At 45.3% G+C, this 22,665-nt stretch carries 20 protein-coding genes and 1 pseudogene; 10 read left to right on the top strand and 11 right to left on the bottom strand.

Features of this window, described 5'->3' with window-relative positions:
* Positions 1-16: 16 nt before the first annotated feature.
* From AB6E78_RS15250 to AB6E78_RS15225, 6 genes are all read right to left on the bottom strand, one after another.
* Positions 17-643 (bottom strand): bifunctional 4-hydroxy-2-oxoglutarate aldolase/2-dehydro-3-deoxy-phosphogluconate aldolase, encoded by a 627-nt coding sequence (locus tag AB6E78_RS15250; RefSeq protein ID WP_017068137.1) that lies wholly within the window; start codon positions 641-643, stop codon positions 17-19.
* A 9-nt stretch (positions 644-652) separates the two neighbouring features.
* Entirely contained in the window at positions 653-1,645 is a 993-nt protein-coding gene (locus AB6E78_RS15245) for a sugar kinase (protein WP_372132142.1), read from the bottom strand.
* A gap of 3 nt (positions 1,646-1,648) precedes the next feature.
* Positions 1,649-3,061, bottom strand: coding sequence for a glucuronate isomerase (gene uxaC, locus AB6E78_RS15240; RefSeq protein WP_102394443.1), 1,413 nt, complete (start codon positions 3,059-3,061; stop codon positions 1,649-1,651).
* Between the two features lie 12 nt (positions 3,062-3,073).
* A complete protein-coding gene (locus AB6E78_RS15235; RefSeq protein ID WP_372132145.1) occupies positions 3,074-4,537 on the bottom strand; it encodes a fructuronate reductase in 1,464 nt (487 codons plus the stop codon).
* 96 nt (positions 4,538-4,633) lie between these two features.
* The gene (locus AB6E78_RS15230) at positions 4,634-5,941 is read right to left on the bottom strand and encodes a TRAP transporter large permease (protein WP_017068141.1); all 1,308 of its coding nucleotides are present in this window, start codon (positions 5,939-5,941) and stop codon (positions 4,634-4,636) included.
* A 15-nt stretch (positions 5,942-5,956) separates the two neighbouring features.
* Positions 5,957-6,469, bottom strand: a complete 513-nt coding sequence (locus AB6E78_RS15225) for a TRAP transporter small permease (RefSeq protein WP_017068142.1) — start codon at positions 6,467-6,469, stop codon at positions 5,957-5,959.
* Positions 6,470-6,768: 299 nt separating this feature from the next.
* On the opposite strand from AB6E78_RS15225, the gene AB6E78_RS15220 reads away from it, so the two are divergent.
* From AB6E78_RS15220 to uxuA, 3 genes are all read left to right on the top strand, one after another.
* A complete protein-coding gene (locus tag AB6E78_RS15220) occupies positions 6,769-7,752 on the top strand; it encodes a TRAP transporter substrate-binding protein (RefSeq protein ID WP_372057303.1) in 984 nt (327 codons plus the stop codon).
* Between the two features lie 107 nt (positions 7,753-7,859).
* Entirely contained in the window at positions 7,860-8,642 is a 783-nt protein-coding gene (locus AB6E78_RS15215) for an FCD domain-containing protein (RefSeq protein ID WP_017068144.1), read from the top strand.
* Positions 8,643-8,849: 207 nt separating this feature from the next.
* Positions 8,850-10,037, top strand: coding sequence for a mannonate dehydratase (uxuA, locus tag AB6E78_RS15210; RefSeq protein ID WP_017068145.1), 1,188 nt, complete (start codon positions 8,850-8,852; stop codon positions 10,035-10,037).
* 99 nt (positions 10,038-10,136) lie between these two features.
* Here the strand turns inward: uxuA and AB6E78_RS15205 are convergent, their stop codons facing one another.
* On the bottom strand, positions 10,137-10,910 hold the full coding sequence (locus AB6E78_RS15205) for a helix-turn-helix domain-containing protein (protein WP_136978647.1): 774 nt from the start codon (positions 10,908-10,910) through the stop codon (positions 10,137-10,139).
* 97 nt (positions 10,911-11,007) lie between these two features.
* Between AB6E78_RS15205 and AB6E78_RS15200 the strand changes: the two genes are divergently transcribed.
* From AB6E78_RS15200 to AB6E78_RS15185, 4 genes are all read left to right on the top strand, one after another.
* Entirely contained in the window at positions 11,008-12,141 is a 1,134-nt protein-coding gene (locus AB6E78_RS15200; RefSeq protein WP_372132309.1) for a multidrug effflux MFS transporter, read from the top strand.
* 155 nt (positions 12,142-12,296) lie between these two features.
* Positions 12,297-12,815 (top strand): TetR/AcrR family transcriptional regulator, encoded by a 519-nt coding sequence (locus tag AB6E78_RS15195; RefSeq protein ID WP_065583851.1) that lies wholly within the window; start codon positions 12,297-12,299, stop codon positions 12,813-12,815.
* Complete coding sequence (locus AB6E78_RS15190) at positions 12,812-13,867, top strand: alcohol dehydrogenase family protein (RefSeq protein ID WP_372132149.1); 1,056 nt, start codon at positions 12,812-12,814, stop codon at positions 13,865-13,867. The genes AB6E78_RS15195 and AB6E78_RS15190 overlap by 4 nt, the downstream gene beginning before the upstream one ends.
* 235 nt (positions 13,868-14,102) lie before the next feature.
* A complete protein-coding gene (locus AB6E78_RS15185) occupies positions 14,103-15,197 on the top strand; it encodes an HDOD domain-containing protein (protein ID WP_372132151.1) in 1,095 nt (364 codons plus the stop codon).
* A gap of 96 nt (positions 15,198-15,293) precedes the next feature.
* Here the strand turns inward: AB6E78_RS15185 and AB6E78_RS15180 are convergent, their stop codons facing one another.
* The 4 genes and pseudogenes from AB6E78_RS15180 to AB6E78_RS15165 form a co-directional block, all read right to left on the bottom strand.
* Positions 15,294-16,814 carry an SgrR family transcriptional regulator gene (locus AB6E78_RS15180; protein ID WP_372132154.1) on the bottom strand — a complete coding sequence of 507 codons (1,521 nt, stop codon included), beginning with the start codon at positions 16,812-16,814 and terminating at the stop codon, positions 15,294-15,296.
* 10 nt (positions 16,815-16,824) lie between these two features.
* On the bottom strand, positions 16,825-17,835 hold the full coding sequence (locus tag AB6E78_RS15175; protein WP_372132157.1) for a Gfo/Idh/MocA family protein: 1,011 nt from the start codon (positions 17,833-17,835) through the stop codon (positions 16,825-16,827).
* Positions 17,836-17,948: 113 nt separating this feature from the next.
* A complete protein-coding gene (locus tag AB6E78_RS15170) occupies positions 17,949-18,848 on the bottom strand; it encodes a homocysteine S-methyltransferase family protein (protein ID WP_372057284.1) in 900 nt (299 codons plus the stop codon).
* 108 nt (positions 18,849-18,956) lie between these two features.
* Positions 18,957-19,913 (bottom strand): annotated as a pseudogene (locus AB6E78_RS15165) (integron integrase).
* 364 nt (positions 19,914-20,277) lie between these two features.
* Here AB6E78_RS15165 and AB6E78_RS15160 point away from each other — a divergent pair.
* The 3 genes from AB6E78_RS15160 (at position 20,278) to AB6E78_RS15150 (ending at position 22,563) form a co-directional block, all read left to right on the top strand.
* Positions 20,278-20,724, top strand: coding sequence for a DUF2846 domain-containing protein (locus tag AB6E78_RS15160; RefSeq protein WP_372132160.1), 447 nt, complete (start codon positions 20,278-20,280; stop codon positions 20,722-20,724).
* Between the two features lie 141 nt (positions 20,725-20,865).
* Positions 20,866-21,798, top strand: a complete 933-nt coding sequence (locus AB6E78_RS15155) for a hypothetical protein (protein ID WP_372132163.1) — start codon at positions 20,866-20,868, stop codon at positions 21,796-21,798.
* 135 nt (positions 21,799-21,933) lie between these two features.
* A complete protein-coding gene (locus AB6E78_RS15150; RefSeq protein WP_372132166.1) occupies positions 21,934-22,563 on the top strand; it encodes a hypothetical protein in 630 nt (209 codons plus the stop codon).
* Positions 22,564-22,665: the final 102 nt, after the last annotated feature.

Here is a 22,665-nt window from a genome sequence, read left to right as displayed (position 1 = left end):
TGCTATTGCACTAGGTTTAATTGACTAACTTAACGGCTTCACGAGTTAAATGAGCCAGCTCTTCCCAATTGCCTTCTTCAATCAGCTTCTTATCTACCATCCAAGTACCACCGCATGCGAGTACTCGAGGTATCGCTAGGTAGTCTTTAATATTGTTTGGGTTAATGCCACCTGTCGGCATGATCTCAATATCCGTGTAAGGCGCAAGAAGTGACTTAACCATGTTGATGCCACCTGATGCTTCAGCAGGGAAGAACTTCAATGTGGTTAAGCCCATTTCTAGAGCGGCTTCTACTGTACTCGGGTTGTTGACCCCAGGAATGATATCAATACCAATCTCTTGGCAGGCTCTTACCGTGTTTGGATTAAATCCAGGAGAGACGACGAACGTTGCGCCTGCTTCTTTAGCCGCAATAGCTTGCTCACGATTGAGCACAGTGCCTGCGCCGATCAACATATCTGGTTGTGATTCACGAAGTAGACGAATAGCTTCAACTGCAGCTTCCGAACGGAATGTAATTTCTGCTGCAGGTAAACCATTTTCAGCTAACACTTTACCCAGAGGGATGATGTCTTCAGCGTTGTCGATAGCGATCACAGGGATAACTTTCAGTGTTTTCAGTTGTTGTTTGATGTTAGACATTGGTATTCCTTAAATGGCTGTGATGGCCGCTTGAGTGAGTTCTTTTGCAATAATGGCACCACGATGTTGGATAACGACGCCTGCCATGGTATTGCCGCGCTGGCATGACTTTGTTAAGTCTTCGCCCGCAAGGTAAGCCGATAAAAATCCGCCATTGAATGAGTCTCCTGCCGAGGTCGTATCAACGACATGATCAACAGGCAGGGTTGGCACCGCTAGTGGAGCCGAAGCGGCACCAGAATCTGGGTGTATGTTACTTTGAATGGTGGCATTTTGAATGAGACAGCCATCTGCACCCAGTTTGACGATGCATCGCTTAACACCCAGCGTCGTTAGACGTTCGATAGTTTGTTCTGGAGAGCTATCGCCCCAAATTAATTGTTCATCATCGAATGTGACCAACGCTAAATCCGTCAATGTATACATGGCCTGGTAGCTGTTTTTGACGGTTTGGTTTTCGTCTTGTGGCCAAAGTGCAGGGCGGAAGTTACTGTCGAAGGCAATCTCAACACCTTGTGCCTTCAACTCAACCAAGATGTTCAATAGCTCGATACGATCTTGTTCAGGCAGAATCGCTAATGTGATGCCGCTGAGAAAGACCATATCGACATTGCGCAGTGCCTGCTTTATCTGATTGAAATCTGGGTGCTGTAGCAGGTAGCGTGCAGCCGACTGGTTTCTCCAGTACAGAAAGGTACGTTCACCTGCGTCATCAAGCTGAATTAGGTATAGACCCGGAGTACGTTGGCTGTCTTGTAGAACAAGGTCCGTCGACACCCCCTCTTGTTGCCAGCGTTCTAACATTCCCTTGCTAATCGGGTCTGCGCCCAAAGCCGTGACGTAGGACACTTTTATTTCATCTTGATGGAGGTTCGCCTCGCAGCCGCGGACTAGATAGACCGCAGCATTGAGTGTGTCCCCGCCAAACGTTTGATGCATTGAGCCGAACGGTTTGCCGTTCAGCTCGATCATGCACTCACCAATAATAGCGATATGTTTCATCGGTTACGCCCTCTCTTCGAAGTAGCGTTTTGCGTTACCAAAGCAGATGTCTTCGACCATAGGGCCAAGCAGTGACATGTCGTTTGGTACCTCGCCGTTTTCAGCCCAACGACCAAGCATGTCACACAGAATTCGGCGGAAGTATTCGTGGCGTGTGTACGACAAGAAGCTGCGAGAGTCAGTCAGCATGCCGACAAACTGGCTAAGCAGACCAAGTTGAGATAACTGTTCCATTTGGCGTTGCATGCCGTCTTTCTGATCGTTGAACCACCAACCAGAACCAAACTGAACTTTGCCCGCGATGCCGCCACCTTGGAAGTTACCAATCATGGTTGCCATCATCTCGTTATCGCGAGGGTTTAAGCAGTAAAGAATGGTGCGAGGTAACTCGTTGCTTTGATCCATTTCGTCTAACAGGTGAGCCAATTCGAAGGCAAACGTCTTATCGCTGATCGAATCAAACCCTGCATCTGCGCCTAACAGTTGGAACATGCGCGTGTTGTTATTGCGCTGAGCACCAATGTGAAGCTGCATTACCCAACCCATTGCGGCGTAGCGCTTGCCTAACCACACCTGAACCGCTGTTGAAAACTGCGCACATTCTAGATCGGTGAGCGTTTCGCCATTGAGGCGTCGAGTTAACAGGGCATCCAAATCCGATTCTGATGGAATAGGTGCGTAGCGAACCACTTCAATACCGTGGTCAGCCGCACGACAGCCATGGGCATTAAAGTGGACTAAACGCTTGTCTAGCGCACTCAACAGATCATCAAATCGACGGATCTCGATATCGGCTACTTGACCAAGTTGGCGCAGGTAATCGACAAAGGTGTCGAGTTCGATTTTGAAGGCTTTATCTGGGCGCCAGCTTGGTAACACTTGTACATCAAATGAATTGTCTTGAGCGATCGCCTTATGGTGTTCAAGAGAATCAATTGGATCGTCTGTCGTACCAGCCATCACCACATTCATCTGCTTCATGATGCCGCGAGCACTAAATTCTGGTGTCGCTAATAGCTCGTTGCCTTCGTGCCAAATTTGGTCTGCGGTTTCTGGACCAAAGAGAGTGCCAGTAATACCAAATGGGCGGCGTAGTTCTAAATGAGTCCAATGGTAAAGTGGGTTGCCCAAGGTTTGAGGGACGGTTCTAGCCCAGGCCATGAACTTATCATAATCGCTTGCGCCTCCAGTAATCAGACGCTCATCAATCCCTGCTGAACGCATACCACGCCATTTGTAGTGGTCACCTTCAAGCCAAATCTTAGACATGTTTTCGAACTGACGATCTTGAGCCACTTCTGCCGGGTTTAGATGGCAGTGATAGTCATAAATCGGCTGGTGGCTTGCGTGTTCATGGTACAAACGACGTGCAGTCTCATTCGACAGTAAAAAGTCTTCACATAAGAAATTCTTCATTGTTTGTACTCCTTATAACGCAGCCACGGTCGCAACGGCACCGTGTTCAATTAATGATTGGTACGCTGAACTTACCGTATCAATGACCTGCGGGTCTTGGCCTAGCTCGGCAGGGAAAATCGCTTCAACCGCAAGTAATGCTGGAACCACAGAAACATTGAGTCCATGCTGGTCGCAGATCTGGCGAAGTGTGTCTGCCATTGGATCGCGGACATCAATCTCATTGCCTTGCTCATCAACGCCAGATACATAGCGCATCCAGCCAGCGATGGCGGTTGCAAGCCACGAGAAATCTGAGCCTTGATCTAAATGGAATCGTAAGCTGCCACCCATACGTTGAGGGATCTTCTGGCTGCCATCCATCGCAATCTGCCACGTCTTGTGCTTCAAGCTTGGGTTAGTGAAGCGGTTGATCAGCAAGGTTGCGTAACCTTCTAAATCAGTCCCTTCAGGCATCGTTAACGAAGGTGCCTGTGATTTCATCATCATGTCAAAAGCGGCTTTTCGGTAGCCAGCATCCGTCATAGTGTCGGAAATATGGTCGTAGCCACCAAGATATCCAAGGTAAGCAAGGAAAGAGTGACTGCCATTGAGCATACGCAGTTTCATCTCTTCGTAAGGCACCACATCTTCTACGAACTCTGCGCCAGCGACATTCCAATCTGGACGACCTGCCACAAAGTTATCTTCAATCACCCATTGGCGGAAGGGTTCACAGGCGATGCCACATGGGTCTTCACAACCAAGCAGTTCTGCAATTTCTGTCAGTGTTTCTTCTGTTGCTGCGGGTACGATACGGTCAACCATGGTGCATGGGAAGGTGACATTGGTTTCAATCCAATCACGTAATTCTGGGTCAAGCAGTTGAGCAAACTCAATGATCGCTGCTTTTGCTACATGACCGTTCTCTTGCACGTTATCGCAAGACATGACCGTGAATGGTGTTAAGCCACGTTCACGTCGAATTTTGAGCGCTTGCACAATGTAACCTAATGCTGATTTAGGTTCGCTTGGGTTAGCTAGGTCAGCGATGACTAATGGGTTATTTTTGTCGAGTTTTCCTGTCGCTGGGTCTGCGCAGTAGCCTTTCTCTGTGATGGTCATAGAAACGATAGCCACTTGAGGTTCGGCCATTTTTTCTAATACGGTTTCGATGCCGTCTAGGCTTGGGTGAAGAGATTCGGCCACTGAGCCGATCACTTTAACGTCTGTGGATTCAGCGCCTTTTTCAGCAACCGTGTAAAGGTGATCTTGCGTGCGAAGTGATTCAATTAAGTCTTCGCCTCCGAATAGGTTAATTTCGCAAATACCCCAATCAGTGCTGGTCTTGCTGAGCATTTCATTGGTGAACAACGCTTGATGCGCTCGGTGAAATGCACCGAAGCCAAGGTGCACGATACGGCTTTGGAGTGCTGAACGGTCGTAGTCAGGTCGTAGTACAGTGTTTGGCAGCGTAGAGTTAGCAACAGTCTTCATTATTCAGTTCCTTTTCCCGCCAGCGAACCAGCGGGATTTTATTATTTGATAAAGCGTTTGAGTGTTTAGCAGTCTTAGAATCTATCTGTGACCAAATTACGAACCGTAGCCCAGTACCAATTCAGGTAGGAACAAGCTCAGCTCAGGGATAAAAGTAACGGCCATTAGGGCTGCAATAAGTGCGGCATAGAATGGCAATAAAGGCTTGATGACTTTGTCGATGGCAATGTTGGCAACCGAACAACCGATGAACAGAGCACTACCTACTGGCGGTGTACAGATACCGATAGCAAGGTTGAAGGTCATCATGATGCCGAAGTGGACAGGGTCGATGCCTAGGTCTAGCGCGATTGGTAAGAAGATTGGTGTGAAGATAAGAACCGCAGGGGTCATATCCATAAAGATGCCAACAATCAACAGAATCACGTTGATAATCAGTAGGATCATTAGTGGGTCTTCGGAAACCGCGAGTAGAGCATCGGCAATCATGTAAGGGACATCGGCGTTCGCCATTGCCCAAGACATGCCCATTGATGCGCCAACCAGTAATAGAACGATAGATGTTGTTACTGCAGACTCAAGGATGATCTTTGGAATATCACCCCATTTCACTTCGCGGTAGACAAGCACAGCTAAAACAAACGTGTATACCACAGCAATTGCGGAAGCCTCAGTCGCAGTAAAGATACCGCCAATGATGCCGCCCATGATGATGCCGATCAGTGCTAAAGAAGGTGCTGCTTTTAGGAAGGTATTCCATACCATTGATGTGGAAGGACGAGCTGCGACTGGGTAGCCACGACGTTTCGCGATAATACCTGCCACCATCATGATGCTCAGCCCCATCAATAGGCCTGGGATGTAGCCTGCTAAGAACAATGCTGCAATAGAGGTACCACCAGAAACTAATGAGAACACGATCAGCGTGTTGCTGGGTGGGATAAGCAAGCCCGCAGGACATGACGTAATATTTACCGCAGCCGAGTAGTTTTCGTCATATCCATCTTTCTTTTGCAGAGGAGACATAGTGCCACCAACTGCAGCAGCCGATGCAACCGCTGAGCCTGAGATAGACCCAAACATCATGTTTGCCATCACGTTTACGTGGGCGAGTGAACCTGGTAGACGACCACCCAACACTTTCGCGAAGTTGATCAAACGCAGCGCGATGCCGCCTTGGTTCATGATGTTGCCCGCCAAAATGAAGAACGGAATTGCTAATAGTGCAAAGTTATCAAGGCCTGCCGCCATACGTTGAGCAACTACAGCAATTGCAGGCTCAAGCGGTAAGCTCATTAAGATGGTTGCTAGTGACGATAAACCAATCGCAAAAGAGACCGGTACACCGATTGTAAGCAGTACAGCGAAACTACCGAATAATGTCAGTATTACTTGCCATTCCATTGTGAAATCCTTCTATCAATCAAGTTGTGAGTCGGTGATCAAATCGTCACCTGACATTAATTGTTTAACGCGTTCGTAGGTAAATACGACTGAGTAAAAAATCATCAAAGCGCCACTAACCGGTAAGCAGAAGTAGATGTAGCCCATTTCTAAACCTAGAGCGGGAGTCAGTTGTCCCATCGCAAGTGTTTTAGCTGCAAGTTGGCTGCCACCGTGTACCAGAACGATATAAGAGAAAGAAGCGATGGCTATTTGGATAATGATTTCGTTGATTAATTTACGTTTGCCAGTCAGCTTCATCGTAAGTAGGTCGATGGCAAGGTGGCGTTTCAGACCTGTTGTGTAAGCAGCACCAATCAGGGCTACCCACATAAAGAGGTAACGAGCGAGCTCGTCGGTAACAGTACTTGGTTTGCCAATAACATAGCGGGATAGAACCTGCCATATCACGCATAGCACCAAGAAAGACGATAGAGACACTGTAAAGGCGGCCAACCCTCTATTTATGTAACTGACCAATTTATTCATGTTTATTTCCTTTCAACAAAATTGCGTATCTCATAACAATTGGTTTACCAATGTAAGAAATTGTTTCTATGTAGGGATGGGATGTTCAAAAATCTGGCTGAATCATAAGCTATTCATTTTTTGGTTGGCGTGAGCAACTTCACAAATGATTTTGGTTGACCAATTTATGGGTTTTTATTGTGACTTTGGTCAATCAATTTTAATTTCAGCTTTGACGGTTCCTTTTTTGAGCCCCAATATGAGCCCATAACAAAAAACACCCTACATTTTGGATAACCAATCCACGGAGAATAAGAATGATGATGACGCGTAAAACTTTGATTAGTGCGGTTGTCGGTGCTGCTTTGACTTTTGGAGCAACAGCTTCTGCTTATGCAGCGACAACATTGAAACTGAGCCATAACCACCCTCGTGACCATGCAGTACATGAAGCGATGACGTTTATGGCGAAAGAAGTACGTGAATTGACTGATGGTGAGGTGCGTATTCGTATTTACCCTGATGCTCAATTGGGTACACAGCGTGAATCTATGGAGCTGATGCAGAACGGCGCTTTAGATATGGTGAAAAGTAATGCTGCTGAGCTAGAAGCTTTTTCTCCTGCTTATTCATCATTCAACATGCCTTACTTATTCCGCGATCAAGCGCACTACTACAGTGTGACTGATGGTGAAGTAGGCCGTGACATTCTTAACTCTTCTCGTGATAGCGGCTTTATTGGTGTGACTTACTACGACGCTGGTGCGCGTAGCTTCTATACCAATAAGCCAATTAACACACCAGAAGATCTGAAAGGTTTGAAAGTTCGTGTTCAACCAAGCCCATCAGCAATTGCGATGGTGAAAGCGTTAGGCGGTAACCCAACGCCACTAGCTTACGGTGAGTTGTACACAGCACTGCAGCAAGGTGTCGTAGATGCGGCTGAAAATAACATTCCTTCTTTCAGCTTGAGCCGTCACAGTGAAGTGTCTAAATACTTCAGCTTAGATGAGCACACGATGGTTCCGGATGTGTTGGTTATCTCAACCAAAGCATACGATAAACTGACTGCAGAACAACAAGGTGCGCTAATGAAGGCGGCAAGTGATTCATCTGAATTGATGAAAAAATTGTGGGCTGAATCGGAAGCAAAAGAGCGTGCTAAAGCCGAGAAAATGGGCGTTACTTTTGTGGAACCAGACAAGGCTGCGTTCGCACTAGCGGTTCAACCTATGTACGACGCGCTAGATAAAGCGGACCCAGAATTGAGCGCATTGATTGACCGTATTCAGGCTGTTGAATAACGAGCAAATATAGAAAAAAGAGTAATACAAAAACAAGGTGTTACTGCATTTTAAGATATAGAGGTTGACCAATTATATTTGGTCATTATGATGGCGAGAGAAATACAATGGAAAGAAGTGACAATATCATCATGATGCCTTTCGAGCCGAAAAGACCTTATCAGGAGATAGGGTTAGTACTAAGAAAAGAACTGATTGAAGGCCTGTATAAGGTCGGAGATAGGTTACCTCCAGAACGCGATATTGCTGATCGTCTAGATGTAAGCCGCACTGTAGTGCGTGAAGCGATCATCATGCTAGAGCTTGAAAACTTAGTTGAGGTAAAAAAAGGGTCAGGTGTTTATGTCCTGAACATTCCTACTCATTCTCGCGAGAATGTGGTCAGCGATGACGCTGGTCCATTCGAGATGCTGCAGGCCCGCCAATTACTGGAAAGTAATATCGCGGAGTTTGCGGCAACTCAGGTCACTCCGGGCGACATCATTAAGATGCGCTCTGCACTCGAACTCGAGCGCGAAGAGCTTGCAAGCGGCACTACCGATTGCAGCGGAGATGAAAGATTTCACATGTGTATTGCAGAGGCAACTCAAAACTCTGTGCTGGTAGATATGTTGAAACAATCCTGGGATCGACGCGAAAAGAGTCCAATGTGGAATAAACTCCACTCTCACATCAGTGGTCAAGATTACCGTGAAGAATGGTTAGATGATCACGCTCGTATCCTCGCCGCCTTACAGCGCAAAGACCCTGTCGCTGCTAAGAACGCAATGTGGCAACACCTTGAGAATGTTAAACAGCGTTTGTTAGCGCTGTCAGACATTGATGACCCAAACTTTGATGGTTACTTATTTAGCTCCAACCCAGTGGTGCTGCTTAGCTCAGAAAGCTAGTTCTGAAGCTAATGTTGAATTCAGCGACAAGGCTCCTCTTGAAAGCTGATTCATTCAATAGGTTGTAGATAGGTAATCGTCTTTAGACCGGCGTAGACCGGTGCTATCTCGGGCAGTAATTGTCATTGCTGCCATTAAGAAGTCGTTATTGCATTTAGCTTGATTAATTCGAGCCGGCTAAGTGCGTCTTAAAGAAAGGTAAGTCTCATGGAACAAACGTGGCGTTGGTACGGCCCTAATGATCAAGTTTCGCTAGACGATATTCGTCAAGCGGGCGCAACTGGTATTGTGAATGCACTGCATCATATTCCAAATGGTGAAGTTTGGACAAAAGAAGAAATCCTTAAGCGTAAAGCCATTATCGAAGAGAAAGGTTTAACGTGGTCGGTTGTAGAAAGCGTGCCTGTGCACGAAGAGATCAAAACTCAAACTGGCAACTACCAGCAGTGGATTGATAACTATAAGCAAACTCTGTCTAACCTTGCTGAGTGTGGCATCGATACGGTTTGTTATAATTTCATGCCAGTGTTGGACTGGACGCGTACCGATTTAGAATTTGAAATGCCTGATGGCTCGCGCGCACTGCGTTTTGACCAAATCGCGTTTGCGGCATTTGAGCTGCATATCTTGAAACGTCCAGGTGCAGAATCGGACTATTCAGAATCAGAGCAAGCTCAAGCGTTGGATTACTTCAACAACATGACGCCAGAGCAAATTCAGCAACTGACTAATAACATCATCGCTGGCCTGCCAGGCGCTGAAGAAGGTTACACACTAGAAGCGTTTCAAGCACAGCTAGATCGCTATGCGGGAATCGACAAAGACAAGCTACGTGAGCACATGTCTTACTTCCTCGCTGAGCTGATGCCTATCTGTGATGCGAATGGCTTGAAGATGGCGGTTCACCCAGACGATCCACCGCGTCCGATTCTAGGCTTGCCTCGCATCGTTTCAACGATCGAAGACATTGATTGGTTGACCGAGCATGTACCGAGCAAAATGAATGGCTTGACGATGTGTACGGGTTCATACGGTGTTCGTGGCGACAATGATCTGGTTAATATGATCAAAAAGCACGGTGACCGAATTTACTTTACGCACCTGCGTTCAACTAAGCGTGAAGAGAGCAACCCAATGACATTCCACGAAGCAGCGCACCTCGATGGTGATGTGGACATGTACAACGTTGTGATGGCTATTTTGGATGAAGAAAATCGTCGTGCAGAAGTGGGCGATCACCGCTTAATTCCAATGCGTCCGGATCACGGTCATCAAATGCTGGATGACCTTAAGAAAACCACTAACCCAGGTTATTCGGCGATTGGTCGATTGAAAGGCTTAGCTGAAGTTCGTGGTTTAGAGATGGCATTGAAACGCGCTTTCTATACCAAGTAACGACGGCATCTAGCTTTAAAATACTTTTAAAAACCAGAACTCATGTTCTGGTTTTTTGTATCTGAGCTAAGTAAAACTTCAGAGTTTGGATAACAACAATCACGCCCCTAACTTGGTAAAGGCCAACGGGGTTTGTCCGGTTTGCTGTTTGAAAAAGGCGATAAACGCACTGTTGGATGAGAACTCTAGCAAATGTGCCACATCACCAACTTGTCGGTTTTCTGAGAGCAGTTCAATCGCTTTAAACAAGCGCCATTGCTGTCGCCACTCTTGGTAAGTCATGCCTGTTTCGGCTTTGAATAATCGAGTAATCGTTTTGGTGCTTGCGCCAACCGAGTTCGCTAATGTCGAGAGGGCTGGGGCAAGAAAGGAAGCGGTTCGGACTTGTTTGCAAAAGCTTTTAAAGCGGCGATCTGTCGGTAGTGGCAAGATAAACGAGTGTTGGTTAGCACTGTAAAACTCTTCCCAGAATAGGTTGGCGGTATTGGTGGTTTGCTCGCGAGCAACGTCCCAATCCCAGAAAGCCATCTTATTGATCAGGGCTTTTAAAAGCTCATTCACTTCCACAATTTCAATCGCTTCTGGGCAGGTGTAAATACTGCTATCAAAATAGAGCGACCGATAAGCAACCACATTGGTCATCTGCGCGCGATGTTTGGTATAAGGAGGGATCCACACGGCTTTAGTCGGCGGCAAAATGCAAATGGCGTTTTCTAAGGTCAAGGTGATGCAACCCTGCGGAGCATACAGCAACTGTCCTTTTACGTGGTGATGTATTCCTGAGTCATGCTGACCTAGCTCTGCCGCAATCCCTATTACGGGCGCAGGTAAGCTGTCTGCATCAAACTCAATGGTTTCGCTGATTAATGCCATTTGTCCCAATCTTGTTGTTTTTGGTTTTAATGTTGTTAACGAGCCAAGGTTAGTTTCCCCTAGACTCCTCGTCAAGTTCACTGGTCTTGGAAAAATGATGAAAACAAAACCTTCTTTATGGCAAATGGTGCTATTGCTGATGTTCCCTCAAATCGCAGAAACCATCTATAGCCCGACTCTGGATTCAATATCGAAATCCTTTGATGTCAGTTACACACAAGCTGCTCAAACCCTATCGATTTACTTCTCTGCATTTGCGGTGGGTGTGGTGGTATGGGGCGTGTTAGCTGACAAGTGGGGGCGCCGACCAACCATGTTATTGGGCATGGGGTTATTCGCTTGTTCAGCACTCATTGCTATGCAAACCAATAGCTTTGTTTGGTTGATGATAGCCCGAGCCATGGGCGCTTTCGGGCTTGCGGTTGGCTCGGTTGTGACACAAACTATGTTGCGAGATGCCTTTAGCGGCGCTGAACTGGCCAAGGTGTTTGGTTACATGGGGATGGGGCTGTCGATTAGCCCAATCATCGGGCTGCTTCTTGGCGGTCAATTAAGCCAAGCGGGCGGGCATCAATATGTGTTTATTGCCCTGTTTATTATGGTGTTAGTGCTGTTGGCACATAGCCTATGGTCATTGCCTGAAACGCAACAATCTAAGCAGTCATTGCAGTTAAAGTCACTCAGTATTCACATGGTCAAAGATAGCGATATATGGATGTCTGCGTTGCTGGTCGCGTCGTTCAATATTGCACTGTTTTCCTATTATCAATTGGGTTCATTTGCCTTCATTCAACTTGGATTTAGCGTTGAGCAGTTTGGCTACAGCGGCATTGTGCTTGGGTTCGGGACTCTGTTGGGAAGCTTGGTGAACAAGACATTGTTGAAGAGACAAGTGTCTTCAATGTCTCTGATTGGTATCGCAGCAGGGCTTCAAACATTAGGTGCGGTGGGTGTGTATTTTTCACAACACACGATCTGGTTCTTGCTTCCAATGATGTTGGTGGTTATGGCGTTTGGCATTGCGATTCCCAATGTATTGAGCCGAGCGTTGGTACGTTACCAATCTCAAGCAGGAAGTGCAGGCGCACTGTTTGGTTTGATGTATTACACCTTGATCGGCTCAGGGCTCGCTTTAGCGGGAATGCTCCAAGATCTAGGTGTAGTGTTGGTACTTTGTGGCGCGTTATCTGTTCTGGTGACGATACGCAGTCGACTCCAGCTTAAACGCTAAGTCTCTCATCTGTATTGATAAATTCCGTGTCCTGTTTGGCGCGGAATTTATCATTTCTTGGTTTGTAAATTTGGATATTGACAGGGGTAGAGTGATCGTTCTACTCTGTAGGTAGAACAATCATTCTACCCTTTGTCGGGTATTGAGAGAGCACTATGTTGAGAGAACAGATTGCAGCAAGCTTAGAGGTGGCATTTAGCCAGCAAGGTTTTGCTGAGCCGAGCGTTGCACAGCTGAAAACGGCGTGCGATGTAAGCTTAAGAACCTTGTATAAACATTTCCCTTCAAAAGAAGCGATGATCGTTGGTGCCTTGGAATATCGACACCAACGCTACTTAGATTTCTTGTTGGAAACGTCGCCTGAAAAGGGGCTCGCATCGGTTACTCATATCTTCAACAAGCTCCAACAATGGTTAGAAGAGTATGCGCCACATGGGTGCATGTCGATGAATGCGATGGCCGCGTTTCCCGATAATGAGCTTATCAGCCAAGCGGTTACACAGCATAAAGAACAAGTTCGTTTGCTAATAGGCAAGCAGAGCCTGCGAGAGGATCTCGCGACACCGCTGTTTTTACTTCATGAAGGCGTATCAAGCGCGTGGCCAGTATTAGGCGAAGAAGCGGTGGCATCAGCACAGAATATGGTGACAAAATTACTCGAGGAAACACGATGAAATTCGAACTACCGAAAACAATGAAAGGCGTAGAGATGTTGGGTCACGGTGGAGCAGAAATGCTTGGCTACCGCGGAGATATCGCGGTTCCAAAAATTGAGCCTAATGAAGTGCTGATCAAAGTCATGGCAGCAGGCGTTAATAATACTGACATCAACACGCGAATCGGTTGGTATGCAAAAAGTGATGATTCAGACGATGCCAGTTGGTCGGGTGAAGCGTTGAAATTCCCTCGCATCCAAGGTGCCGATGTGTGCGGTTTTATTGTAGCTGTTGGTAACGAAGTCTCGGCTGATCGTATTGGTGAGCGTGTTCTGATTGAACCTTGTTTAACCGAAGTGTACGGGCGAGATCTACCACAGCCATGGTATTTCGGCTCTGAGTGCGATGGCGGTTTTGCTGAATACACCAAAGTAGCAGCTAAGCACGCTTACGCGGTGAACAGCACAATGTCGGATGTTGAGCTGGCGTCTTTCCCATGCTCTTATTCGACCGCAGAAAACATGCTGACTCGCGCCAACGTGGCTGAAGCTGATCGCGTGCTGATCTCAGGTGCATCGGGCGGTGTGGGCTCTGCGGCTATTCAGCTAGCAAAAGCTCGCGGCGCGTATGTTATTGCCATCACTAGCCCAAGCAAGAACCAACAGTTACTTGAACTTGGCGCTGATGAAGTGATTGCCCGTGATTCAGATTTGGTTAACGCGCTAGGCGAAAGCAGCGTGAATGTGGTGATCGATTTAGTTGCTGGTGACAAGTGGCCAGAGTTTCTTGAAGTCCTAAAACCGCATGGCCGTTATGCTGTGTCTGGTGCGATTGGTGGTGCAATGGTTGAGCTTGATGTGCGAACTTTGTATCTCAAAGACCTCAGCTTTTTTGGTTGCACGGTTTTAGAACCGCAAGTATTCCAAAACTTGGTTAATCGTATCGAGAAACAGCAGATTGGCGCCATCGTTGCAGATTCTTATCCGCTAGGCGATATCCATAAAGCGCAAGATGAGTTCTTAAAGAAAAAACACGTTGGTAAGATCGTGTTGAAAGTCGCTCAGAGTTAACTTTAGACGGTGTCACGCATCTAATCTATGTAAGAGCGAGCCAGTATCATGTGCTCGCTTTTTTGTTTCTGGCGAATGCTGGCGGGCTCAGTCTTGCAACCCGTTGAGTAACAGATCCTATACAGCTGAAAAGTTAATGATTCATTTATCATTGTGTGGTTTATGAATTAACTGTGCGATAATTACCGCCATTATATATCCCGAACTGTTTGATAATCATCTAGGAGCCGTATTGATGTTTAAAAGGGTATTGCAGGCACTATTCTCACCTTTTGTTGATTCAAAAAACAAACCCTCTGCAGAGCCTGCCCAACAAGAGCAACAACAAACCGTTGCTACTGATTCTGTTCAGTCTTCAATCTTTGTTCCGCCGTCGTCCACTCAGCCATCATCATTAATCGTCGATAAGACGCTTAGCCTTCACGATGGTGAGTTCCTTGATTATTTGTTTGGAGAGTCTCGCCTTCGCACGGAGTCAGACCCATTTAGTGATTTTGTCGCTTGTCAGATCGAACGTTTGATTCGCTCTCCAAAAGCCCTGCTTAATGAACTGCCAGTGATGCCAGCCTCTGTAACCACGTTAATGGCAGAATTACAGAGTGATGAGTTTGATGTCGATGCACTGTTAAGAGTGATTGAGCGCGAGCCGAGTATGGCTGCCGATGTGATTAAACTGGCTAACAGCGCCTTCTACAAACGCAGTGAAAAACAAGTTACTGACTTAAAAACTGCTTTCCTCAATATGGGTTCACAAGGGCTAATTGAAGGCGTGGTGAATTCTTACATGAAGAACTTTACGCCGGGCAACAACATTTACTGGCGTCATTTCGGTGAGAAAATTTGGAATCACAGTGTTCAAACCGCGTCTTTCTCTAAGGAGTTGATGAAAGACTCTTCATCTCAAGAAGAGCAAGCAGCGGCGTATTTTGTTGGGTTAATTCGCAACTTAGGCAAGATGATCATTTTCCAGATGATGGTAGAAGCCTTCAAGCATGTTGATCCTTCTGTTCCACCTAACTCGTTAGCATTGAAGCGCCTGATGAACAGCTACTCCATTCGCCTGACTTACACCATTGCTAAGTTCTGGGAACTGCCAGAATCAGTGTTGACCGCGATTGGCTACCAAGAGTCGAGCCGATACGAATGCACGCCACTTGGTCAAGCTGTGTTTGAAGCTAACTACTTGAGTGAGTTGTTTTATTTACTAGAAGAACAAACGATTGAAGTCGAGCAGTTTAAGCGCAGATGCAAAGAGACCCTAACTTTGCCTGCGGCATACAACGTGGCTAACCGTATCTATAAAGAGTCTGAATTATCGCTAGTGAGCTAACCCTTAGCCTATTCGACCTACGCTGTGACTGAACATAATGATTGGTTGCAGCTTGGTTGGGCTAGGTTGTGAAATACATTCAGCTACGAAATACGCTTACAAATGGCTAATCCACAGCTTGTCGAGTTCGCACCAACCGAAACCATTTACTTGTGCGCCGTGTATCTTTTCAGAAACCTCTAAGTTGAACGCCTCTTGCTTGAGCTCAACCACAACTCCAGATTCATGCAACCAATGCCGAAGCACCAACAGTGCATTCATTGCTAACTCAAAGTTGGGCTGGTTTGTTATTGAGGCTAAGCCTTGTTCGATTGTCTCTAGCATCTCAGAAGGTAAAGTTAATTCCTCAAACGGGAAGCGAGTGAAAAAGCTTAACCACGAAGTGAAGGTGTCGTTCTCATCAATAATACTGCACAGCGCGACGTCTTTGGTAGTTAGGTAGTGAGTTAGGTAGTGCCCATATTCCACGCTGGTTTTGTGGTCGCCAGACACTGACAACTGATCGAAAAGGGCTTGGCATTCAGAGGTGTCTTCAACGGTGAACTCACGAACGGTTGAAGACAACATCGGGCTTTGAATCTTAAAGAAGGTTGAGCCGAAATCCGGTTGGGAAGAATGGTCATCGCCACGCACGCTGGTCGTTTTCTCGGGCAGTTTCACGCACACCTGATTTTGAGCGCAGGCTTTGCTCTGTGCCCATTCAGGATAGACCCACAACTCGACTCGATTCAGAATCGGCGTGCTGTGTGAATAGGCGCTATTGCGGCTCAATCTCAACATCTTGCTTGAGAAGATGTCTAATGAGAACGCGCCAGATCCAATCAGCCTATCAGTCGGTGATGAGTGATCGAATACGGAGGCTTCAGCCCTAGCAAGTAGGCGCGGTAAATGCCAATCAGGTTGATTCAACTTTACGACAACCACATTGCCTGCCGAGACAGAGACCTCATCAATATGCTGATAACAGCGACGCCATATTTTGCTTTGGCAGAGCGAGTTAAGGTTGCGCGCTATGTCTTGAGGTTCGAGTGTTCTTCCGTTATGAAACTGAACACCATTACGAATTTGAAAGTGCCACTGTGTCGCATCTTGATTAGGCTGCCAATGATAAGCCAGATCGCCGCTGAGTTTGCCGTGCTTAACGGAGGTTAGGCGTTGGCAAACTTGCATCACTAAGAAGCGTTCGGTGCGTCTAAGTACTCGTTGAGGGTGAAGAGCCTCTAGCTCTCGGTGAAAAGGGATATACGCGATATTTTGCGCCGACGGATTGGTGCTGCTTAGAAAGGCTTGCAACTCAGCGCCAGCATTGCGGCCGTTGAAGCTTAAGGTGTTAAACACCTGTTCTATGTTGCCTGCGTCAGCTTGGGCTTGTGCGTATTGGTAACACGCCTCAATGGGTTCAACCAGACACGTGAGTTGTGCCTTCTTGCTGCGACCTGAGCTGGCTTGCCACTTAATCCAACCTTGTGCTGTCATCGCTTTGAGTAAGGTCTGAACGTGACGTTCACTCACGTGCAGCAGTGTGGCCAGTTGGTTGACCTGACAATGTGATACTCCAGGCCCAAAAGCCTGAAATATCTTTTCATACAGTTCAAGCTTACGCTTAAGGTTGCCCAATTTGCTTTTCCTAACGACGAGGTTGAGTTAAATGTGAATAGCCAGAATCAATCAGTGCGTTTTCCATCGTATCGAGAACTCGAGAGGTTATCTCTGAGCTCAGGATATTCGATTCAGTTTTGCCTTGAAGCACCAAATCTGAAAAATGGTCGATTTCAAACTCGAATCCATTCCCTGTCACTCGGTAGTTAATGGTCGACTTTTTGCCTTGATGTTCAATCTCAATAAAGGCCGGATTCCACCATTTTTCGTGAATGGTGATTTTGGTTTCAGGTCCACTCAAGTGTGCTGTTCGGGGAAGGTTTTGCACTGTTGATGCCGATATCTTACCGCTTATATCACCAGAGAATGTAAAGCATGCATTGGTATCAACATTCGCTCCCTCATAAAGACACGACATCTCTACCTGAGGTTTTGAAGGGTTTACACCCAGCGTTCGGCACAGATCGTAAAAGAACCAAAGCCCATAGACCCCAACATCGAGTGTTGCTCCGCCTGACAAATCCGGATTGAAGATAAACAAATCGGGCTCATAGTCATGATGATTACCAAAGCTAGCTTCGATTGAATCTATCTGAATGTTGTTATCGACCAAGAATGATTGGAGCTCACGATATGCGGGAAACACCACGGTTTTCATTGCTTCTAACAGCATCACGCCATTTTGCTTCGCGAGAGCTTTCATCTCAAGCCAGTCAGCAAGGTTGGTAAAAGCCGGCTTCTCGACCAATACATGTTTTTTATTCTTTAGAAACAACTCAGTGAGTGGCTGGTGGTATGGGTGAACCGTAGCGATGTAAACCGCTTCAACACTTGGGTCATTCGCCATCTCTTCATAAGAACCATAAGCCTTGTCGCAAGCAAACTTGTTGGCGAACGTGGCTGCGCGTGAGTGATCTCTGGCGGCAACCGCATCAAGCTCACCATGCAGACAATGCTCTGTGACTGCGGTAGCGAATCGATTGGCGATATTGCCTAGCCCTGCGATACCCCATTTAATTTTTCGTTGCGTGTCGCTCATCAGTTACTCCAAATCGTTGTTTTGTATCAGTGTACTCAGAGACGTCACATACAAATAGAGAACAGATTTCTCAACCTGTTCTCTATTTATTTTATTCTAGTTGAAGCTCAGGATTAGCTCTGTATTGAGTGTTTCCAATCGGCTAGGGCTTTAATGTGTTTTGGCCCGATGCCACAACAGCCACCGATAATATTCGCGCCCAGTGCATGCCAGCGTTTAGCGTAAGTTAAGTAACCTTGGCCATCCAGCTCACGCATCTCCTGAAACATATCATTCGCTTCATGTTCGTTGCTGATAGGCGCAAAATTGTTGGCATAGACACCAACTTCTAAATCACTGCCTAGCTCATCGATCACTTTCTTGGCATCGATAATGGCTTGATCCATCACTTCAGGCACTGAACAGTTAAACATAATGCCTGTCGCGTTTGATTGGCAGGCAAGTTTGATGGCGTCTGTTACGCTCTCGCCAGAACGAATATTGGCAGAATCGCCCTTGGTATCTTCCAAACTGAATGCGTAGTAACAAGGCTTATCGGACTGTTTAAGTACCGCATGAATGGATTCGAACTCTTGCAGGCTGCAGATGGTTTCCGCTATCCAAAGATCGATGTTTGGATCCTGGGCATCGTAAAGCGTTTGAATGATTGGCGCTGCCTCTTCTACCTTAAATAAGTCTGGTCGGTAGCTGCCAAATGGCGGTGGAATCGCGCCCGCCACTTTTACGGTGTGAGAAGCATTGTTAGCAACTGCTTTAGCCAGCTCACCAGACAGTGTGGCTAGTTCAAAACCGCGTTGCTCGAACAGCTCTTCACCCAAATGAAAAGGCACACAGGCGTAGCTATTAGTGATTAGGATTTCAGCACCTGCATCGACAAAGTTTTGATGCGCTTGGCTAACAAATTCGGGTGCTTCAATCAGCGCTTGAGCACTCCAAAGCGGTTGAGAAAATGGCGCGCCAATTTCTTTGAGTTCTCGGCCCATGCCGCCATCAAGTATGGTTAGTGTTTTCATATTCAATACTATCTAAACAATTGCTGAAGTTCTGCCGCCACCATATCAGACAACCTTGTCAGACAGAAGCCATCAAGCCAAGGTTCAACTATCGATGAGGGAGTTTCGTTATAAGCCGTCTAGCGGGCTAGTCGTGCCACTAAAGTGTTGCCCAATAACGTGAGTGTAAATCTGAGTTGTCTTAACATCACTGTGCCCCAGTAGCTCTTGAACCGTTCTGATATCGGAGCCTGACTTTAGAAGTTGCGTAGCAAAACTGTGCCTGAAAGTATGACAACTAATTCGCTTGTGGCGCAATTTATTAGAGTTAGTCGCCTTCTTCAGCGTTTTTCGGAGTACCGAATCATGTAGGTGGTGTCGGCATACGATCCCCGACTCAGAGTGTTGAGTGACGGATTTTGATGGGAATAGGTACATTCAAGCAAGTTGTCGATAGGCACTAGGGTATTTTTTACCTAATCGGTGAGGCAAAGATGGCCCAAACCCATTCAAGTTATCTTTAGCGAGCAGAACTGCAACTTGTGAAATTTTGTCTTGTATAGCTTCAGTGAGTGAAAAACTTAAAATTGTCACTCGGTCTTTATTTCCTTTCCCATTGTGAACAGTGAGAGACCCTTGTTTTAGATCTATATCTTGTACTCGAAGCCTCAGGCATTCCGATACTCTCAAACCTGAACCATACAACAAGCGAAAAAACAGTTGATATTTAGGATCTATTTCATTGATCACCGAGATAGCTTCCGCATGATTGAGTACGCTAGGAATTTTTCGAGACCGAGTCGCATAGCTAAACCCTAAGTCTCCTAGAGGTTGCTTAATAAATTGATTGTATAAATAGGCTAGAGCATTGAGAGCTACCTTTTGAGTATTGATGGCTACTTTTTGTTGATTAGCTAAATGAGAAAGAAAGGAGACAACTTCAGCGGCATGCATCTGTTCAGGGTGTTTAAGCTTATGAAAATGAATGAAGTATTTTATCCAGTAACAGTAGGCTTTGATTGTCTTGCGACTACAGCCTCGCATCGTCATATGTTCGCAAATTGCCTGCATGAATTGACTCGCCATATATTCCCCTCACAAAATCTGTACATACAGACAGTTTATTGCTTGTTGAATAATTAATGACTTAAAAAAGAGTGGTTTTTAACTCTGATTGAGCACGAATTTAACGAGAGGCTTATTTTAAATTATTGATTATACTGCAGATTTATGGGTGGTTAAGAATGAGGCCGAGCGTTACATAGTCGGCAATATGTGCTTGCACGTTTTCACACTTATTGTTTAGACCCACTTTTATATTAAATGCATAGCATTCAGTTGGTTATGAGTGACCTTTTTGATATGTTAAGCGGATGGATTCGTGCTTGCACAATATTAAAATGTTATGTTCAATTCTGATAAGTTGAAACTTCAGGAGGAAGGGTTATAAATGAAAGTTTTATTAATTATATTTAGTGTCGTGTTATTCACAGGGTGTACTGTAATACCATATAAAGATTTAAATTTAGATACCACATCAAATTTTAAATCGCCAACAGATGGTCAAGCCGGTGTTTATGTTTACCAGTGGAAAACAGGGATTCTGGGCGCGGGTTTGGATGTCGATTTTGAGATAAAAGGCCACCCTGAATTGTCACTTAACACTGGTGAATATGGTTACTTCGAGGTATCACCTGGAGACTATGAATATAAATTATCTGGTGGAATATTCGATCAATATATTCCGGTAAAGTTTGAAGCTAATCAAAATTATTTCTTTCGTGCTTTTTTACTTAATCTTTCTGATCACTCTGTTTTGATTAGGGATCAGGTTGAAATAAATGAAGCAAAGCAAAATATTCTAAATGGTCGTTATGAAGAACATACCGTAGACTAAATGCTGAACATAACAAACGCTTCAACAAAGGACGCAAAAAGCTTGGCTTGCGCTCCTTCGTCGCTAATTATAGCCAAGCTTTTTCGCGCCTGTTAAGCGGGCGTTAGTTGCTATCAAAAATTTCGAGTAAAGGATTTCAAAATGATTGACAATTTGCCAGATCCAAATGAATTTAAAAATCTAAGTATTCAATACTTAGCGCAGTCTATAGACCATATTTTTAAAACAGAGTTAGCAATTTATCCGCCTGTTATTGTTACGGGGTTTGGTGATAGTGATTTGGAAGAGGAATGGGAATCTAGACAAGGAGTTCTTGGGAATTCACTGATAATGCTATTTCTTTGTATCGAGAATTTTTTTAAGTATGAAGTCAGTAAATTAAAGCCATACGAGTTATTAACTGATGAGTCTAAGAAGCATATAGAAACGGCAGAGTTAATTGATTTTGAGGATTTATACTTAGAAGGATTAGAAGTTCTAATTATAAAGTATCAAAGAATCACAGGCACCGTTCTTGATGGTAAGGCGCTAACGATGCTTGAGGAGCTTAGGGTTAGACGCAACAAATTTACGCATGGTTTACACCGAGACTTTATTGAACCAAATTATATTGTAGAAGCTATTGCTGAATTCTTAACTTTAATCTGGGGTACATCTTGGATCTCAGATTTTAGAGAAGTTATGGTTACAGAGCCACTTTATGGGCTTTTTGATGACGATGAAGAGAATATGCAACTACTTCAGTACTTTAAGTTCTTTGAAGATTATCTTTCACAGCGAAAATTCAAAAAGCTAATTGGTATGCCTATAAGTGGTAGAAGATACCTTTGTCCTCATTGTCAAGAGAACGTAATAGAAAGTGGTAGTCAAATTGATGCAAATTATGCTTGCTTAGAGCCAAATGAACCAGAGTCAATTGAAATTCACTGTTGGTTGTGTCACGGGTATTCTGAGGTGGAAAGGCGAGAATGCTCACAAGACTCATGCAGATCTAATGTTATTTATCCCGAGGATTCATGCAAGATACATGTTAATAATATTTGTTTAACCTGTAGTGGTGAGCAAGGCAACTAACAATCGCATCAACACGATTTGCTACACTCGGCGTTGTCAGTTTGCCTTTAGTTTTAGTGATTAAGGCAGTAAAATTCAGCTATGTCTGTATCGTAGCAAACGTGTTATGCAGGCGTTAGCTTCTTTGGAGGTCAATTGGAAGATTTGGTATTAATCTTAAACATTGCTGTGGTGGTATCCATATCCATCGGCGGCTTTCTTGTTAGAAACTACTTTCCCAAATATCTATCTGAAAAAGCCAAAAACTTAGCGACAAAAGAAGATATTGGACAGATTACAGATCAAGTAGAATCCATTAAACGTCAGCATGCTGTTGAACTCGAAAAAATAAAAACAGAACTAGATGTGAAAGGTGCTCTTCGTCAGTCATTTCAATCTAAGAGTTTGGACGCGCTGACTGCAATTGATGAGTTACTCGTAGAAATTCATCTATACAGCTGGAAACAACTCGCAGAACGATCACCAAATGAACATTACGTTTGGAGTAATGTCGATACTTTAGTCGACAATCGACATTTTCATTATTATCGCGTCGCTATAGATAAAGTTAAAATGGTTCACGGTCTTTACCTTACTTCAGCAGCAAAGCAAGCTCTGTCAGACTTATCTCAAGCTATAGGTATGCTATCTAGTATGGAACTTGCTCTCAGCAATGATCCTGACGAAGCAATTTTAGAATCAGCAGTTCCAGGTTATTCGTCAGCCATTGAGTCTGTCGAAAAGTGCAGAAAGAAACTAATGCACGAGCTGGGAGTACAAAGCTAACAAACGACTATGGCGTCAATGATTAATTTTTGGCAGTGTTTTCATCTCACATGGCGCCATCTCTCAGCATAGAGTTAAGAGTCACAACCATCTTTCGAACAC

The organism is Vibrio sp. 10N.247.310.98, assembly GCF_041467395.1.
GTDB lineage: Bacteria > Pseudomonadota > Gammaproteobacteria > Enterobacterales > Vibrionaceae > Vibrio > Vibrio crassostreae_C.
This window is presented reverse-complemented; position numbering and strand designations above follow the sequence as displayed.